General features: G+C 58.8%; 13 protein-coding genes, 1 tRNA gene and 1 pseudogene. 3 read left to right on the forward strand and 12 right to left on the reverse strand.

What is annotated here, in order from left to right; all coding sequences use genetic code 11:
• Positions 1-4 precede the first annotated feature (4 nt).
• A complete protein-coding gene (locus tag ACQZ6F_RS30035) occupies positions 5-940 on the reverse strand; it encodes an alpha/beta hydrolase (RefSeq protein WP_449094871.1) in 936 nt (311 codons plus the stop codon).
• Positions 941-1,250: 310 nt separating this feature from the next.
• On the opposite strand from ACQZ6F_RS30035, the pseudogene ACQZ6F_RS30040 reads away from it, so the two are divergent.
• A pseudogene (locus ACQZ6F_RS30040) lies at positions 1,251-1,522 on the forward strand (PIN domain-containing protein); the annotation flags it as partial.
• A gap of 106 nt (positions 1,523-1,628) precedes the next feature.
• Here ACQZ6F_RS30040 and ACQZ6F_RS30045 read toward each other — a convergent pair.
• From ACQZ6F_RS30045 to ACQZ6F_RS30065, 5 genes are read right to left on the reverse strand one after another with little or no spacing between them, the layout of a single operon-like run.
• Positions 1,629-3,143: an ABC transporter substrate-binding protein gene (locus ACQZ6F_RS30045; RefSeq protein WP_449094872.1), complete on the reverse strand. Its 1,515-nt coding sequence runs from the start codon at positions 3,141-3,143 to the stop codon at positions 1,629-1,631.
• A gap of 19 nt (positions 3,144-3,162) precedes the next feature.
• Positions 3,163-4,857 carry a dipeptide ABC transporter ATP-binding protein gene (locus tag ACQZ6F_RS30050; RefSeq protein ID WP_449094873.1) on the reverse strand — a complete coding sequence of 565 codons (1,695 nt, stop codon included), beginning with the start codon at positions 4,855-4,857 and terminating at the stop codon, positions 3,163-3,165.
• Positions 4,854-5,705 (reverse strand): ABC transporter permease, encoded by an 852-nt coding sequence (locus ACQZ6F_RS30055; RefSeq protein ID WP_449094874.1) that lies wholly within the window; start codon positions 5,703-5,705, stop codon positions 4,854-4,856. The genes ACQZ6F_RS30050 and ACQZ6F_RS30055 overlap by 4 nt, the downstream gene beginning before the upstream one ends.
• The gene (locus ACQZ6F_RS30060; RefSeq protein WP_449094875.1) at positions 5,702-6,640 is read right to left on the reverse strand and encodes an ABC transporter permease; all 939 of its coding nucleotides are present in this window, start codon (positions 6,638-6,640) and stop codon (positions 5,702-5,704) included. Before ACQZ6F_RS30060 ends, ACQZ6F_RS30055 begins: the two co-directional genes overlap by 4 nt.
• Before the next feature lie 51 nt (positions 6,641-6,691).
• The gene (locus ACQZ6F_RS30065) at positions 6,692-7,582 is read right to left on the reverse strand and encodes a proline iminopeptidase-family hydrolase (protein WP_449094876.1); all 891 of its coding nucleotides are present in this window, start codon (positions 7,580-7,582) and stop codon (positions 6,692-6,694) included.
• 128 nt (positions 7,583-7,710) lie between these two features.
• Between ACQZ6F_RS30065 and ACQZ6F_RS30070 the strand changes: the two genes are divergently transcribed.
• Together ACQZ6F_RS30070 and ACQZ6F_RS30075 are read left to right on the forward strand one after the other, a co-directional pair.
• A complete protein-coding gene (locus ACQZ6F_RS30070; RefSeq protein ID WP_449094877.1) occupies positions 7,711-8,493 on the forward strand; it encodes a LuxR family transcriptional regulator in 783 nt (260 codons plus the stop codon).
• Positions 8,494-8,546: 53 nt separating this feature from the next.
• On the forward strand, positions 8,547-9,461 hold the full coding sequence (locus tag ACQZ6F_RS30075; protein WP_449094878.1) for a proline iminopeptidase-family hydrolase: 915 nt from the start codon (positions 8,547-8,549) through the stop codon (positions 9,459-9,461).
• 164 nt (positions 9,462-9,625) lie between these two features.
• On the opposite strand, the gene ACQZ6F_RS30080 is transcribed toward ACQZ6F_RS30075, so the two are convergent.
• The 6 genes from ACQZ6F_RS30080 to ACQZ6F_RS30105 form a co-directional block, all read right to left on the reverse strand.
• Positions 9,626-9,701: transfer RNA gene (locus tag ACQZ6F_RS30080), tRNA-Lys, on the reverse strand.
• Positions 9,702-9,809: 108 nt separating this feature from the next.
• The gene (locus ACQZ6F_RS30085; protein WP_449094879.1) at positions 9,810-10,553 is read right to left on the reverse strand and encodes a virulence factor family protein; all 744 of its coding nucleotides are present in this window, start codon (positions 10,551-10,553) and stop codon (positions 9,810-9,812) included.
• A 230-nt stretch (positions 10,554-10,783) separates the two neighbouring features.
• Positions 10,784-11,422 carry a glutathione S-transferase family protein gene (locus ACQZ6F_RS30090; RefSeq protein WP_449094880.1) on the reverse strand — a complete coding sequence of 213 codons (639 nt, stop codon included), beginning with the start codon at positions 11,420-11,422 and terminating at the stop codon, positions 10,784-10,786.
• A gap of 232 nt (positions 11,423-11,654) precedes the next feature.
• Positions 11,655-14,828 carry an efflux RND transporter permease subunit gene (locus tag ACQZ6F_RS30095; RefSeq protein ID WP_449094881.1) on the reverse strand — a complete coding sequence of 1,058 codons (3,174 nt, stop codon included), beginning with the start codon at positions 14,826-14,828 and terminating at the stop codon, positions 11,655-11,657.
• A complete protein-coding gene (locus ACQZ6F_RS30100; protein ID WP_449094882.1) occupies positions 14,825-16,261 on the reverse strand; it encodes an efflux RND transporter periplasmic adaptor subunit in 1,437 nt (478 codons plus the stop codon). The genes ACQZ6F_RS30095 and ACQZ6F_RS30100 overlap by 4 nt, the downstream gene beginning before the upstream one ends.
• Positions 16,258-16,662, reverse strand: coding sequence for a FixH family protein (locus ACQZ6F_RS30105; RefSeq protein WP_449094883.1), 405 nt, complete (start codon positions 16,660-16,662; stop codon positions 16,258-16,260). Before ACQZ6F_RS30105 ends, ACQZ6F_RS30100 begins: the two co-directional genes overlap by 4 nt.
• Positions 16,663-16,735 lie beyond the last annotated feature (73 nt).

A 16,735-nucleotide genomic window follows, 5' to 3' on the forward strand; every position in this document is an offset into this window, starting at 1 on the left:
GAAATCACGCGGCGTTGCTTTCTGCCCCGGGAAGCCCGAGCTTGGGCCTTACCCACGCGGCGAACCTGGCGATCGCATCGTCGGCCTCCGGCGCACGGCCGGCCATCATCTGGAAAGAATGAAGCATCTGCGGAAATACATCGAGCCTTACATCGACGCCGGCAGCTCTGGCGCGCTCGGCAAGGACGCGGCTGTCGTCGAGTAGTGTTTCATCGCCGCCGGCCTGCAGGAAGATTGGCGGGAAGTTGGTGACATCTGCGAAGAGCGGACTCGCATGCGGATCATGTGGGTCTGAACCCGCGAGCACCATGCCGGCCAGCCACTGGACCGTTTCCCTCTGGAAGAAGAGATCCTTCTGGCTGTTCGACTGGTAGCTCGCGCCGCTTGCCGTCATATCAAACCATCCGGAGATGCTCATAATCGCAGCCGGAAGCGGCAGCCCTCGATCACGAGCCACCAGGAGTGCGCCAAAAAGAATTGTAACGCCTGCTGAATCCCCGGCGCCTGCGATATGTCGAGGCTCGATGCCCTGATCCAGCACCCAGCGATAGACATTAACGGCCTGATTGCGCTGGGCCGGATAGTGCTGCCCCTGGTGAACAAAGTCGTAGCTCATGGCGAGGGCTCGACAACCGGTCGCCTTGGCAAGATGGGCGATCATCTTTCGATGCGTGTAGATCGAGCCACCGACAAATCCGCCACCGTGAATATAGAGGATGACTCGATCAAGCGCTGCGCCTTTCGGGACGATCCAAAGTGCCGGTCTGCCGCCGACCTCCACCTCCAGAAAGTCAACGCCGCCCGGTTCAGCCGTCAGCTTGGTCCATTCGGCATCGTTCCAGGCGGCGGCCTCCTCGGGCGACAGTTGTTCGCCGCTTTGCGCGTGGGCTGCAATCGTCTCGTAGTGCTTCTTGTTCGCTTCGCTTTGTTTACTCGCCATTTCGTCGGTCTCCTGCTTCCTGGGATTGCCGACCACCAGTTTGGGCGGCACATCATCCCAAGACGAGGCTGAGGCGGAAAAGGATACGCGGACCGATAGCGGTGGCGAATAGCGACCTGACATGGGCATGCTACGGAGCCGCTCTGCGCTCTCGGTGCAAGAAGAGGCACCACGTGTCGGCGGCTATGGCGGTGTTCCTTTGAAATCGGTTTTATACGAAGGTTTTGAGCAGGTTTACAAATGCTGGTTCGACAACAAAGGCTTGTTCCATCAGCAAGAGCCAGTTGGCGGCGTCTAATTCCATCAACAGCAAGCGTTTGCAAATGCCGTTGCTTGGGTTAGGGCAGAGGATGCGCAAGATCTATGCCTTACGGCAATTGCGATCCTGGAATTGGAGCGAGGGGGCTCAGCATACGGCGTCGCGATACAACCTGGCGCACCCGCCTGTATTCATGGTTGGAAAATTACGTGCGGCGGAAATTCGCCGGCCGAATTTTATCCATCGATGATGCGATCGCAACACGTTGCGCGCACCTGCATATCCCCGACCGACGCAATGAAGCAGATGCTCTAGTTGCTGCGGCCACGAACCCATTTGCCGATCCTTTGGCGCGCTGCCATGAGCAATTCCCTGCACAAAAGGCCCTTGCTCCGCCCGTTGGCGGAGCAAGGGCCAGACGGCAAGATTTCAGTTCTTGACGGTGTCTTCCAGGAAAAACCGGCCAAGCGGATTCTGGTGGAAGTTCTCTATGTTCTTGCGCGAGACGTTGATGTAGGGGCTGTAATAAAGGTCGATCCAGTTGACGTCGTCCTTCGCCATCTTCTGCAGATCGATATACATTTGTTCGCGCTTCTTCGGATCCAGCTCCTGACGCGCTTTTGCGACCAGCTCCTTGACCGCTTCGTTCTTGTAATTGGTCATATAATTGTTGTTGGAGTCATGCCCGAGCACGAATGTTGTCTTCTGGTCCGGGTCAAGAATGTCGTTGGTCCAATAGTTGACCGAGATATCGTAGTCGCCGGCAACCGTCATGTCCCATTCCTGGCTTGGATCGACCTTCTGCAGGTTGGCAGTGATGCCGGCCTTGGCGAGTTGCTGCTGAACCAATACCGCTGTTTGTTCGTCGACTTCGTCGCCGGCGCGAATGAGATAATTCAGCGTGAGATTGGAGACGCCGGCGGCGGATAGCATCTGCTTGGCTTTCTCCGGATCATAGGGCCGCTGGAGGTTGTCGGGATAATAGTAGAGAGCGCCTTTAGGAATATAGGAATTGGCAACCGTGCCCTGGTGGAAGGTGACAGCATCGACGATTGCCTTCTTGTCGATAGCCATGTCGATTGCCTGACGCACGTCCTTTCTACCGAGATCGCCATGGGCATGGTTGATCAGCAGGTGATCCTCTCGGGTCGACGGATCGATCGACACGTTGAGGTTTGTATCCTTCTTCAATTCATCGACGCGCGAGAAGGGCACGAAAATGGCGGCATCCAACTGACCAGCCTGAACATTCAGCATGCGGGTATTGTCGTCAGGAACCGAAATCCATTGGACGCCATCGAGCTTCACGCGGTCCGCCTGCCAGAAATTCGGGTTCTTCTTCAGGATGATGCGGTCGCCGCGACGCCATTCCTCCACTGAAAAGGCGCCCGATCCGATCGGTTTTTCGGCATAGGCATCCGGCCCCATGGATTGCATTGCAGCCTTGGAAAGGACCGAGGCGTTCGGCAGAGCGAGTGTCGACAGGAATGGTGCGGAAGCATGCTTGAGCTTGATCGTCAGAGTATGCGGATCGGTCGCAATCGCCGTGTCGATCACCTTGTAGGAATCGCTCCAGAGGGAGGCTGGATCATCGCGGATGCGCAAAAGGCTGAAAGCTGCATCATCAGCTGTCAGCGGCGAACCATCGGAGAATTTCGCATCACGGATTTTAAAGACATAGGTCAGACCATCGCTGGATGCTGTCCAGCTTTCCGCGAGACCTGGTTCGAGCTTCGTGCCCGTCTTGTCGACGCGCACCAGGACGTCATAGACATTGGAGAACACCCAGTTATCGATATTCTGCGCCGTCTTGATTGGATCGAATGTCGTCGAATCCTCGCGCCGACCGATAGTCAGCACGCCGGCGGCTTCGGCATAGCTTGCGCTCAGCGTGAGGCCGGCCAGGATTGCCGCAAGCCCGATTGTTTTCCACCTGTTGATCATGAGTTCGTTCCCTTCGTTGTTATGATATGCGTTTGGCCGAGCGGATAGGCGCTGCGTCGAGTTCTCCAAGCAGGGGCTTGTCCGGATCGATATCGGGAATGGCGGCGATGAGCGCAGCGGTGTAGGCATGTTTCGGTCGCGAGAAGATCTCCTCCGAGGGACCTTCTTCGACGATCTCACCGTGATACATCACGACCGTTCGCTCACAGAGATTGCGCACGATGGCGAGATCATGGGCGATGAAGATCAGCGTCAGGTTCATCTTGCGGGTCAACTCACGGAACAGATCGATAATCTGGGCCTGTATGGTGACATCGAGAGCCGCGACGCATTCGTCGGCAATGATAAGCTTCGGATCGACGGCAAGCGCCCTCGCGATGCCCGCGCGCTGGCACTGTCCCCCGCTCATGCTGCGAGGCTTGCGATCGGCAAATTCGCGCTCAAGGCCGACCAGATCGAGCAATTCGCCGATGCGGGCCGGAATATCCGGCCTTGCGACCTTGCCTTGCACCTTCAGCACCTCGGTAAGCGTCTGGCCGATCGTAAGGCGAGGGTTGAGAGCATTGAACGGGTCCTGAAAGACCATCGCTGTTTCGCGGCGAAGCTTGGCGAGATCGATGCTTTTGCGCTGGGCGAGGTCGACGCCGTCGAAGGTAACGTGACCGGAAGAGATTGGGGTAAGCCCGAGAACAGCGCGGGCAAGCGTGCTCTTGCCGCTGCCGGATTCACCGACGATGCCGACGGTCTCGCCTGGCATGATCTGCAGGCTGACACCGGAAACGGCGCTCACCATAGTCGCCTCACGGCTCTTTAAGAGACCGCTGCCGACCTTGAAGCGCACATGCAGGTCATCGATCTCGAGCAGCGGCTTGACGGCCGGGTCCAGAGCGCGTGGTCCGCTTGGTGTTGGTGTCGCTTCGTCAGGCATTGACGGATGGCTGTTGATCAGATCGATCGTATAGAGGTTTTCCGGCCGGCTGAGAATTTGCCGTTTCGATCCCTGTTCGAGCAACTGCCCGGCACGCATGACGGCAATGCGGTCGCAGGTCTGAGCGACGATGCCAAGATCATGGGTGATGAGGATGATGGATAGGCCACGCTTGTCGCGAATGTCGATCAAAAGCCGCAATATCTGAGCCTGGATGGTCACGTCGAGCGCCGTTGTCGGCTCGTCCGCGATCAGGATCTTCGGATTGCAGGAAAGCGCCACGCCGATCATGGCGCGCTGGCGCATGCCGCCGGAAAACTCATGTGGGTAGTTGTCATATTGCCTGGCCGGATCGGGAAAGCCAACCTGAGCGAGGATCTCAGTCGCTGCCGCGCGCGCGTCCCGCGTGTTCAGGCCTTGATGGTAACGGATGCCTTCGGCGATCTGATTGCCGATGCGCATGACCGGATCGAGATGGCTGGTTGGATTCTGAAAGATCATGCCGATCTCGCCGCCGCGCACCTTGAGCATTTCGGCGTCGCCGATGTCCGTGAGCTCACGTCCCTCAAGGCGGACCGAGCCGCTGTCGATCTTCAGCAATGACGATGGCAGCAACCGCACCAGCGAACGGCAGAGCAGACTCTTGCCGGAACCGCTTTCGCCGACCAGACCGAGGATTTCGCCCTTGCCGAGATCGAGTGAGACGCTGTCGATCAGCGTGCGGACGCTATTGTCGAGATGGGCTTTGACCACAAGGTTGCGGACAGAAAGAACCGGCGCGCTCATTCATGCACTCCAAGCAGTTCGCCGAGCGCGTCACCCAGCATGCTGAAGCCAAAGGCGAGGCAGACGACGGACAGGCCGGGAAAGAGCGTGATCCACCAGGCTGTGGTGATAAAGCTCTGGCCCTCGGCAACCATGACGCCCCATTCTGCGAGCGGCGGCTGCACGCCGAGCCCGAGATAGCTGACGGCGGCCCCACTGAGAAGCACGAGCACGGCATCCGACATGGAAAAGACGATCGAGCCGGCAATGGCGTTCGGCAAGAGATGGCGGAACATGATGCGCGGCCGACTGAAGCCGAGGCTGACGGCGGCGACGGCATAGTCGCTGCTTTTCAGGACCAGCATCTGCGCGCGGATGAGTCGGGCATAGGATACCCAGCCCACAAGCGCCATGGCGATATAAAAGCTGCTCAGTCCCGGCCCAAGGATGGCGATGATCGACAACATGAGCACCAGAAAGGGGAAGGCGAGAATGATATCGACGAGGCGCATGAAGAGCGCATCGACGATGCCGCCGAAAAAGCCTGCGATGGTGCCGACCGTAGTGCCGATCAGAAACGGGAAAAGCACACCAATGACGGCGATCTGCAGGTCGATGCGCACGCCCCAGATGACGCGTGACAGGATATCGCGCCCGAAATTATCCGTGCCGAACGGATGCAACAGCGACGGCGCCTGCAGGCGCACATCGGCGTTCTGGAAGATCGGATCATAGGGTGCGACGATAGGAGCCAAGATTGCCAGCAGGAGGAAGAACAGCAGTATGCCGCCGCCCAGTGTCAGCGTCAGATGTTTGCCGAGGAATTTTCTCCAGCCGAGGGAGGAGGGGGCAATGACGTCGACGCTCATAGCGTGACCCTCGGGTCAGCCGTGACCGTCACGATATCGGCGAGGAAATTGACAAGCACGGTAGCGCAGGCAAATACCATCGCTACGCCCTGGACGACCATGTAGTCGCGGGAGAAGATGGCTCTCACCAGCAATTGGCCCATCCCGGGCAGGGCGAAGACACTTTCGACGACGACCGTTCCGCCGATCAGCCAACCGATATTGACGGCCAGCAAATTAATGGTCGGTACCAGCGAGTTCGGCACCACATGCCGCCAGAAGACGATGCTTTCCGGCATGCCGCGGGCTCGAGCGGCAGTTGCCACATCCGATTTCAGCGACTCGATCATCGCAGCCCGCAGGCTTCGGGTGAGCACAGTCGAGAGCGACAGCGCAACGGTCAAAGCCGGCAGGGCGAGATGGGCAAGCTTGTCGTTGATCGTCTCGCCATAGCCCGACACCGGCAAGACGCCAAGCTGGACGCTGAACAGGATGATCAGCATCAGCCCAAGCCAGAAGGGTGGAAAGCCGATGCCAAAGGTCGAGATGATGCGCACGACATGATCCGGCGCGCGACCAGCATTGCGCGCAGCGATCGCGGCCATCGGCACTGCGATCAGGATCGACAGGATGACGCTCGAAACGACCAGGGCAATTGTCGGTTCGATCCGGGTCGAGATCAGCGGCAGCACGTCGATCTTGTAGAGGATCGATTTGCCCATTTCGCCATTGCCGAGATTCTTGATGAAATAGAAATATTGCAGCCACATCGGCTGATCGAGCCCATATTGCGCGCGGATACTGGCGAGCGCCGCCGGGGTGGCGCGCGTGCCAAGGATATTGCGTGCGGGATCACCCGGAATGAGGTGCACCAGAATGAAGGTGATGACGCTGATGCCGAAGATCACAGGCAGGAACTGCAGCGGTCGTGTCAGAACGAATCTATAGCGATGCATGGCGGCGATCGCCCCCTTGTCGTCGTCGGGTTTCGATCACCTTAGTTTGCATCAGCTTGCCCCATGCCGCGACAGGAAATCGATAAGGGCCGGATAGTAGTCCTGCGGGTTCTCGTAGAAAGGCATGTGGCTGGCATTGGCGAAGACCTTGAGCTCGGCATCGGGCAAAGCAAGCTTCATTCGCAGCGCGCAGGCGGGCGTCAGCTCATCATGCTCGCCGGTCGTGATCAGCACCGGCATGGTCAGGTGCTTCAGGTCGGGAATGCGGTTCCAGTCCTTGAGATTGCCAATATATAGAAACTCGTTCGGCCCCTGCATCGTCTCATAGGGACCCATGTTCCAATCGTCGAGCGAACGACGAACCGGCGCCGGCCATTCCGGCAGGCGACAGACATGGCGATAATTGAGAATTGTGACGGCGGCGAGATATTCGGGGTGATCGTACGTACCCTGCGCCTCGTGCTTCTGCATCATGGCGACGGTTTCCGGGCCAAGTGCCGCGCGCAGCCGTTCCAGTTCGGAAATCAGGTGCGGCATGTCGGCCACGGTATCTTCGAGGATCAATGTCTGCAGGTTTTCGGGATAAGTCAGCGCATAGTCGATCGCCAGCCATCCGCCCCAGGAGTGACCGAGCATATGAATTTTGCCGAGACCGAGCGCCCTGCGGACAGTCTCGGTCTCCTCGACATAGCGGCCGATGGTCCACAGACTCTTGTCGGCCGGACGGTCCGAGGCGCCGGTGCCGAGCTGATCGAAGGCGACGACTCTGTATCCTTTATCAATCAGGCAGGAATGCGCTTCGCGCAGATAGTCGCAAGGCAGGCCGGGGCCGCCATTCAGACAAAAGATGGTTTCAGGCCCATCGCCGAAGCTGTAGGCGACCACCGTGTGGCCGTCGACCTCGATGTCGTGCCGCGCCTCGGGCTCAATTTCACGCCACATTGCCAACTCCGGCGAAAGATTCCGCTTGCTCAATATTTGAGCATGGCTAAATTTTTACCTTAAACCGCGCCTGGCACCAGCTATAAGAAGTGATAGGTTAGGGCGCAGCCACAGACGGGAACCGTTGCATGTTCGACCAAATGGGAGCCATCAGGCGTCAGTTCACGGCGCATCAGACGCTGGACGGCCGCATCGACCAAGTCTTCGAGGCCATGAAGGCGATCGGTTTCGAAGCGTTGATCTACGACTACACGCCGGTGCCTTATGATCTCGACGGCAGGGTTATGATCCCCTCGCTGCTGAAGCTGCGGAATATCTCTGACGATATGCATGAATATTGGTTCGATCGCGGCTATTTCCGCATCGATCCCGTGCAGCAGGTGGCGCTGCGCACCTCCGCGCCCTTCTTTTGGAATTATGACGCCGACGCCGATACGCTGATCAAGCGTTTCATGAGCGAGGATACCGCTCCCGTTGCCCGCTATCTCAGCGAACGGGACATGTCGACGGGCGTGACCGTGCCCGTGCATATGCCGCGCGGCGATTATGCAACCGTCACCGGGATTCGTTTTGGCGGCGACCGGGAATTCGAGCGAGATGCCCTGCGCTATATTGCCGATTTCAACCTGCTCGCCCATGTCTTCCACGAGACGGCCTATTCGCTCTTCGACAGCGCCGCCCTTAGCGTCGGCAAGATCCGGCTGACGGATCGGGAGAGGGAATGCCTGCGCTATTCCGCCGAAGGCTATTCGGCCAAGGAAATCTCGCGCATCATCGATCGCTCCGTGCCGACGGTCGTCATGCATCTCAACGCTGCGGCAAAGAAGCTCGGCGCCAAAAACCGGACGCAGGCCGTCGTTCGCGCCACGCATTACCGCCTGCTGGACGAGCGGCCATCCTATAACTTCTGATAGCTGCCGCCCGCGTTTTCGCCGCGTTATGGTCTCGCCGTCAAAGCCTAGAGATGGAGACCCCCGTGGCCGCAGTCCCGACGCAGGAAGCCTTTCTGCCCTTTCGCGAATACCGGACATGGTATCGCATCACCGGCTCGCTTGATTCGACGAAGCTGCCGCTTATCGTCGCCCATGGCGGCCCTGGCTGCACGCATGACTATGTCGACAGCTTCAAAGGGATCTCCGAAATCGATGGCCGCCCGGTGATCCATTACGACCAGCTCGGCAACGGCAACTCCACGCGCCTGCCGGAAAAAGGCCCTGACTTCTGGACGCCGGCGCTCTTTCTTGAAGAACTCGATACGTTGCTGAGGCATCTCTGCATCCAGGATCGCTACGCCTTTCTCGGTCAGTCCTGGGGCGGCATGCTGGGCGCCGAACATGCCGTGCGTCAGCCTAAGGGTCTGAAGGCGCTGGTGATCGCCAATTCGCCGGCCAACATGCATACCTGGGTCGCGGAAGCGAACCGACTTCGCGAGGAACTGCCGCAGGCCGTGCAGGACACGTTGCTGCAGCACGAGCAGGCCGGAACGATTACCGATCCGGATTATATCGCCGCCTCCCGGGTCTTCTACGACCGCCATGTCTGCCGGGTAACGCCTTGGCCAGCGGAGGTCGCCCGCACCTTCGCAACCATGGACGAAGACAGTACCGTCTACCGCAACATGAACGGCCCGACCGAATTTCATGTCATCGGTACGATGAAGGACTGGACGATCGAGGAACGGCTTCCGCTTATCCAGGCGCCGACCTTGCTGCTCTCGGGCAAATACGACGAGGCAACGCCGTTGGTGGTCAAGCCTTATGTCGATCGCGTCAAGGGCTGCGAATGGGTGCTGTTCGAGAATTCGAGCCACATGCCGCATGTGGAAGAAAAGGATCTTTGCCTGGCAACAGTTTCGGAATTCCTGAAACGGTATGACTGATCAGGATCCGCTCTGTGCTTGCGTCCGCCATGACGGCACAAGCGAAAAAAGCTTCCGGCAAACAAGGTTCAGCTTCGTTGGAACCTTCTGGCGTCCATTTCACAATATGGATCGATTGCCCAATCATAGGTTGGTCCCGAACCCTGAACGCACAGGAGCCGTCCTGGTGGGTGATGTAGGGCTCGAACCTACGACCCGCTGATTAAGAGTCAGCTGCTCTACCAACTGAGCTAATCACCCGCACCGTGACATCTACGGCTGCGCTCGGCCTATAAACGGGACAAGCATCATTGTCTAGATCGGGATTTGCAGATTGCTGGCCTTCTCATCGACGGAATGCCCGAAGACTTATTTGCTCGGGCGTGTCTTCAGGCCTGCAATGATATATTGAGCCAGCCTGTCGTAGTCACCACCAAAATGATGCCCGCCGGGCATGCCGATCACCTCTATTCCTGTGCGCCGCAGAGCCGGACAGGCATTGTCGTGATCGTCGTCCTTGCCGTAAACGCATTGAACTATCCCCGGCCTGATTGACCTCACATCATCGACAGGGTTGCCGCCTTTGCCTTCGGTTTGAAATCCAAGCCAGCCCGCAAGGGAGATCACATAATCGACCTTGTGCGACAGGGACAGGAGTGAAATTGCCTTGACCTTCGCCTTTTGCTCTGGGCTCAGCCTATTGTAGCTGGCTGGCATCACGTCTGCCCCGAAGGAATAGCCGACAAGAACGACATGGTGCACGTTCAGCCGCTTGGTGTAATAGTCGATGATGCGACCAAGATCTCCGGCTGTTTTCCGGGCTGTCCGCCCAGACCAAAAATAGCGAAGGGAATCCAGTCCTATCACCGGAACACCCACGTTCCGCAAATAGCTGCCGACTTCTTCGTCGAGGTCTTGCCATCCCCCATCGCCAGAATAAAGGATGGCGAGCGTATCCCGCGTCGCTTTGCCATTGATCACATGGATCGGAAGATTTGGCGGCGTGATTTCACTGGGCAGCGGCCCGGTGGTGGCTCCGTCTTGTCGGGCATTTACCGGACCGCCCATGATCGCAAGTATCGCAATCAAAACGGCTGCATATTTCAGGATCATTTGAGCGGGGCCTCTTTTACGATAGCCTATCTATATCGCTCGATGCTCCTGGAAAAGATGGCTCCCGTATTCTGGGGTTGCGGAAATTCGTCATAGACAGCGATGTTGCTTGGCGAAACGAATGCGCTCCCCGGAGACTAGATCTATCTGAAACGGTCGTTGGCTTTGCGCGATGTAGCTCTTCACATCGCTTGAAGACCACAATAGCTTTGTTCGCCCACTAGGCCATTTCAGTTGGGAAGCGGCGGCAAGCGTGGAGCATCCAATCCGCGAAATGGATCGCGCCAGGCTTCGATTTGGTTTAACCGATCAGACCATCGTCTTATGGCGGGATAGTCCTCTATCGGAAGGCGTGCCGCGTCGTTGAAGGGCAAGAACGTCGCCATGCGAAAATCGGCAAACGAGATGGTGTCGCCAAGGATCCACGATCGATCGGACAATTCACCTTCGAGAATGACTGCCGCTTTGTGGAATTGTGTTAGACCCTCTGCAACCATCGTGTCGTCGCAGGGCCCAATACCGTAGCGCAGCTTCGTGCCGCGCTCCCAGTGGACGATGTCGCATGCCTTCATGAAGTTTTCCTTCGCCCAACTGATCCAGCGGATCATGTCCGGTTCTTCATCGTCGGTTCTCCAGAAGTTCGAGCCGGCGCGTCTGGAAAGCCAGCAGGCAATCGCATCGCTTTCCCAAAGCGTTCGACCGGAATGCTCCAGAATCGGCAAAAGAAGGTTCGGATTGAGCGGCAGATATCTCTCTGATTGCCCTGGAGCCATTGGTGCGGCGAACTCGAAGGCGACATCTGTTTTCAAGAAACGCGCAACGGCAACTGCAAGGCGTGGATTGGGGTTTCTGCTGAAATACAACTTCATTTGGCTTCGCCTCCGGTGTCTTCGTCGTAGAAGACGAACGAAGATTCACCTTTTCGACAATCACGGATCAAAAATCTTCCTTGAGGCCGAGTTTATTCGAATGGCGCTGCATCTTACTCCCGATAATGATCCTGCGCCGATTTTCCTGATCGCCTAGCTGTGTTTGTTTATGGCCTGGATCAAAAGCGCAGAAGATCCGGCGGGAGCCAAACAGACGGCTCCCGCCAAGATGTTACTCGGCAGCCTGGAGACTCCTTTGGACACCCTCGGTGGCCGGCTGATCGGCCGCAGCCGCTACCGGCAGCCGCCATCCCTTGACTAGCCCATAGACCGCCGGGATGACGATCAACGTCAACAGCGTCGACGACACCATGCCGCCGATCATCGGTACGGCGATGCGCTGCATGATCTCCGACCCCGTGCCGGTCCTCCAGAGGATCGGCACGAGGCCAGCCATAATGGCGACCACCGTCATCATTTTCGGCCGGACGCGCTCGACCGCGCCGACCATGATCGCCCTGTTGAGGTCCAGCCTCGAGAAAACACGTCCTTCATTTTCGCAGGCTGCGCGCTGCTCTTTCATCGCATGGTCGAGGTAGATCAGCATGATCACGCCCGTCTCCGCCGCTACGCCTGCAAGAGCGATGAAGCCGACGGCAACAGCAACGGACACGTTGAAGCCCATCCACCACATCAGCCAGATGCCGCCGACCAGCGCGAAGGGCAGGGACAGCATGACAATCATCGTCTCGGTCAGCGCCTTGAAGTTCAGGTAGAGCAGCAGGAAGATCAGCGCCAGCGTCAGGGGAACGACGACGGCAAGTCGTGCCTCTGCCCGTTGCAGATATTCGAACTGGCCGCTCCATGCGACGGAATAGCCGGGGGGCATCGTCACACTCCGTGCCACCGCCTGCTGGGCTTCGGCGACATAGCCGCCGAGATCGCGGTTGGCGATATCGACATAGATATAGACCGCAAGCTGGCCGTTCTCGGTGCGGATCGTGGTGGCACCACGGGTCAATTTGACCTCTGCGACTTCGCCCAGGGGAACCGTTCCGCCACCCGGTAGTGATATCAGCACATCCTTGGCGATCGACTGTGGATCGCTTCGAGACGCCCGCGGATATCTTACAGCCACGCCGTAGCGTTCCCGGCCTTCAACCGTCTGGGTCACGACCTCGGAGCCTAGCGCCATGCCGACGACATTCTGGACATCGTTTATGGTCAGTCCGTAACGCCCAAGGGCCACGCGGTCGGGAACGATGTCGAGATAGTAGCCGCCGATTACTCGCTCCGCATAGGCACTCGACGTTCCGGGGATCGTCTTCAGCTCGGTCTCGATCTGGCGGGCGATTTTCTCCATTTCGCCGAGATCGGTGCCGTAGACCTTGACACCAACTGGCGTCCTGATCCCGGTCGACAGCATGTCGATGCGGGCGCGGATCGGCATGGTCCAGGCGTTGGAGACGCCGGGGAATTGCAGGGCCGCATCCATCTCCTGTTTCAGACTGTCGGTCGTCACGCCTGGTCGCCACGCGGATTTCGGCTTCAGCGTGATGATTGTCTCGAACATTTCCGTTGGGGCGGGATCGGTGGCAGTGAGCGCGCGCCCGGCTTTGCCGAAGACGCTCTGGACTTCGGGGAAAGATTTGATGATCCGGTCCTGCGTCTGCATCAGTTCGGCTGCTTTGGTGATGGATATGCCGGGCAGGGTGGTCGGCATGTACATCAGCGTGCCCTCGTCGAGATTGGGCATGAACTCGCTGCCGATGTGCTGCACGGGCCAGATGGTGATCCCAAGGATGACAAGTGCCGCCAGGATGGTCAGCGTCTTCACCCGCAAAACGCCTGATATGACCGGACGGTAGATCCAAATGAGGAATCTGTTTAATGGGTTCCTGTGCTCAGGGACGATGTATCCCCGGACGAAGAGGATCATCAGGGCGGGAACGAGTGTCACTGACAGCAATGCTGCGGCGGCCATCGAGAAGGTCTTGGTGAAGGCGAGCGGGCCGAACAGGCGGCCTTCCTGCGATTCCAGCGTGAAGATCGGCAGGAACGACACGGTGATGATCAGCAGGCTGAAGAACAGCGCCGGACCGACCTCGCTTGCCGCTTCCACCAGGATTTCCACCCGCGGCTTGTCGGGTGGCGCTCGCTCGAGATGCTTGTGGGCATTCTCGATCATGACGATCGCCGCGTCGATCATCGCCCCAATGGCGATCGCGATGCCGCCAAGACTCATGATGTTCGCGCCAAGACCAAGCAGCTTCATGGCGATGAAGGCCATCAGGATGCCAACGGGGAGCATGATGATGGCGACAAGGGCGCTGCGGACATGGAGAAGGAAGGCGATCGTCACGAGAGCGACCACGATCGATTCCTCGACCAAGGTGCCTTTTAGGGTTTCGATTGCAGCTTCGATCAGCGTCGAGCGATCGTAGACAGGAACGATCTCGGTCCCCGCCGGAAGGCTGCTCTTGATCGAATCGAGACTCTTCTTGGCGTTGTCTATGACGGTCAGAGCATTTGCCCCGAACCGCTGAAGCACGATGCCGCTCGCAACCTCGCCTTCGCCGTTCAGTTCGGTGATGCCGCGTCGCTCGTCTGGAACGAGTTCGACCCTGGCGACGTCGCTGAGCTTGAGCGGCACGCCGTTCTGGCTCTTCAGGACGATATTCTCGATATCGGGGATGCCTTTGAGGTAGCCGCGCCCGCGCACCATGAACTCGAACTCGGAAAGTTCGACCGTGCGGCCACCGACGTCGGTATTGCTGGCGCGCACCGCGTTGGCGACGTCATTGAGCGTGACACCCTGAGCCTTCAGCCGAGCCGGATCGACGACGATCGAATACTGCTTGACGAAGCCGCCGACGCTCGCAACCTCGGATACGCCTTCGGACTTGGAGACGGCGAAACGGATCACCCAGTCCTGCAGCGACCGCAGCTCGGCGAGCGATAATTGCTTGGCGACGACCGCATATTGATAGACCCAGCCCACGCCCGTCGCATCGGGCCCGAGCGTCGGCGTCACGCCTTGCGGAAGTCGGCTTTGCGCCGCGTTTAGATATTCCAGAACCCGGCTGCGCGCCCAATAGGGATCGGTGCCATCGTCGAAGATCACGTAGACGAAGGAAACGCCGAAGAATGAGAAGCCGCGCACGACCTTGGACTTCGGCACAGTCAGCATCGAGGTGGTCAGTGGATAGGTCACCTGGTCCTCGACCACCTGCGGGGCTTGGCCTGGATATTCGGTATAGACAATGACCTGGATGTCAGAGAGATCCGGGATGGCGTCGAGCGGCAGCGACCGCAGTGCGTAGACGCCACCTGCGACAGCAAGTGCAGCACCGACGAAGATCAGGATGAGATTGTGGGCGGACCACGAGATGAGGCGGGAGATCATGGCTTTGTCTCCTCCTGTGTCATGGCGCTGAGCGCCGAGTTCAGGTTACTTTCGGCGTCGAGCAGGAAGTTGGCGGCAACCACCACCCTGTCGCCGGCAGCGACACCCTTGGTGATCTCCGTTCGGTCCTCGCCGCGGACGCCGAGCTTGACATCCTTTGGCTCGAACTTTCCGTCGCCCTTGTCGATGAACACGAGCTGCCGGTCACCGGTGTCGATGATGGCGCTGTTGGGGACAGCGACGACGGGCTTCTGTACGCCGGCCTCGATCTCGACGTCGGCGTACATGTTGGCTAGCAACAGCCCATCCGGATTGCGAAGTTCGATACGGACTTTCGTCGTCCGCGTCTGCATATCGACCTGCGGATAGATCAGATCGACGATACCCTTGAACGTCCGGCCGGGAAGGCTCCTGACCGTTACGTTGACTTCGGCGCCACTGTGGACCGAGGCCAAATCATATTCCGGCACGTCGGCCATCACCCATATGTTGGAGATATCGGCGATACGAAAGAGCACATCGCCGGGCTTGGCCATCATGCCAGTTGTCGCCGCGCGTTCTAGGATGATGCCGTTGCGCGGGGCGACATAACCGATGCTGGTCGGTACCTGATGGGTCCGCGCGATCGTATCGATCGCTTCCTGGGGAACGCCGAGATTTTTCAGGCGCAGAGCGGAGCCTGCGTCCGCGCTGCCGCGGCCGTCATTTCGCCCGGCAGCGTATTCGGAGGCGGCAGCGGCGATGTCCTTCGAGTAGAAGCTGAAGAGGTTTTGGCCCTTCCTTATGCGGTCTCCGGTGGTGACATTGGCGACGTCGTCCACGAACGAATCCGTCCGCATCGAGATGACGCTGACAAGCCGCTCGTCGAGGGTAACGGTGCCGGGTACCTGGATCCTACGGCTGATGACAGCCATCTCGGCAGTGGCCGTCTTGACGCCGGTGCGCTGCAGTTTTCCCAGAGATACCCTAACCGTCGAGGCATCGCCCCGTTCCCCTTCGTAGACCGGGATATAATCCATGCCCATGGAGTCCTTCTTCGGCACCTTCGAAGTATCGGGCAGGCCCATGGGGTTGCGGTAATAGAGAAGTTTTCCCTTTGTCGAGGTGGTGTCGGGTGACGCTGCGGTCGCTGCCGCTTCGACCGGTTTGGGTGGCGCCGTGGCGAAGCTCACGTCCTCGCTTGCATGGACCGGGATGAACGGTCGTCCATCTTCGGCATTCTTCGGCGTTGCGGAGAACCTCGGTTGCCCGTCCGGATGGCGGTAGTAGATGATCGCCCCGATTGGGACGGTCATGGAAGCGGTAGGAGTTGCAAGAGCCGGCTTGATGAAGTGAAGCTGCGTGCCAAGATCGTTCGTGCCAGCCCAATAGCCTCCCCCGCCGAGCAATACGGCGAGGGAGAGCGTGGCTGCCACACGCAATGGCGTGTTCAAGGAGCCGCCTTCAGGACGATCTCGCCCTGGATGGTGTCAGGTTCGCCCTGGAGCTTGGCGGCGAGCTTGAAGCGCCAGTCGCCCGCCATCGTGAAGTCGGTCTTGAAAGCATAGACGCCGGGCTCGGTGGAGGTGGCCGCTTCGACCGGGGTCGTCATCGTCTCCATGCCTTCGGGAGCCATGTCCATGCGGGTGGTGAAGATGACTGCGTCGGGAACGGGTTTGCCGGTGCGTTTGTCGATCAGGCGGACGGATACTAGCGATCCCTGACCCTGTTTCACCTTGGTCGAGACAGGCTGGAATTCATAGTCCTGTGAGGCTGCAAGTGTCACGGTGGCCGAGCCAACGATCAGCACGCCGGCGAGGAGCATCGCCCTCGCGGAAAAGGAAGTGGTGTTCATGATTTAAGATCTCATCGGGACGGATGTCTTGATCACGTCCTTGGGTCAATATTGATTGCCATCGGATCAGCGC

The organism is Rhizobium sp. A22-96 (genome assembly GCF_053521805.1).

Bases quoted from the DNA above. Each gene is read 5' to 3' on its own strand.
- ACQZ6F_RS30045 (WP_449094872.1), bottom strand. From the start codon at position 3,143: ATGATCAACAGGTGGAAAACAATCGGGCTTGCGGCAATCCTGGCCGGC.
- ACQZ6F_RS30070 (WP_449094877.1), top strand. From the start codon at position 7,711: ATGTTCGACCAAATGGGAGCCATCAGGCGTCAGTTCACGGCGCATCAG.
- ACQZ6F_RS30065 (WP_449094876.1), bottom strand. From the start codon at position 7,582: ATGTGGCGTGAAATTGAGCCCGAGGCGCGGCACGACATCGAGGTCGAC.
- ACQZ6F_RS30055 (WP_449094874.1), bottom strand. From the start codon at position 5,705: ATGAGCGTCGACGTCATTGCCCCCTCCTCCCTCGGCTGGAGAAAATTC.
- ACQZ6F_RS30035 (WP_449094871.1), bottom strand. From the start codon at position 940: ATGGCGAGTAAACAAAGCGAAGCGAACAAGAAGCACTACGAGACGATT.
- ACQZ6F_RS30075 (WP_449094878.1), top strand. From the start codon at position 8,547: ATGGAGACCCCCGTGGCCGCAGTCCCGACGCAGGAAGCCTTTCTGCCC.
- ACQZ6F_RS30060 (WP_449094875.1), bottom strand. From the start codon at position 6,640: ATGCATCGCTATAGATTCGTTCTGACACGACCGCTGCAGTTCCTGCCT.
- ACQZ6F_RS30050 (WP_449094873.1), bottom strand. From the start codon at position 4,857: ATGAGCGCGCCGGTTCTTTCTGTCCGCAACCTTGTGGTCAAAGCCCAT.
- ACQZ6F_RS30095 (WP_449094881.1), bottom strand. From the start codon at position 14,828: ATGATCTCCCGCCTCATCTCGTGGTCCGCCCACAATCTCATCCTGATC.
- ACQZ6F_RS30085 (WP_449094879.1), bottom strand. From the start codon at position 10,553: ATGATCCTGAAATATGCAGCCGTTTTGATTGCGATACTTGCGATCATG.
- ACQZ6F_RS30105 (WP_449094883.1), bottom strand. From the start codon at position 16,662: ATGAACACCACTTCCTTTTCCGCGAGGGCGATGCTCCTCGCCGGCGTG.
- ACQZ6F_RS30090 (WP_449094880.1), bottom strand. From the start codon at position 11,422: ATGAAGTTGTATTTCAGCAGAAACCCCAATCCACGCCTTGCAGTTGCC.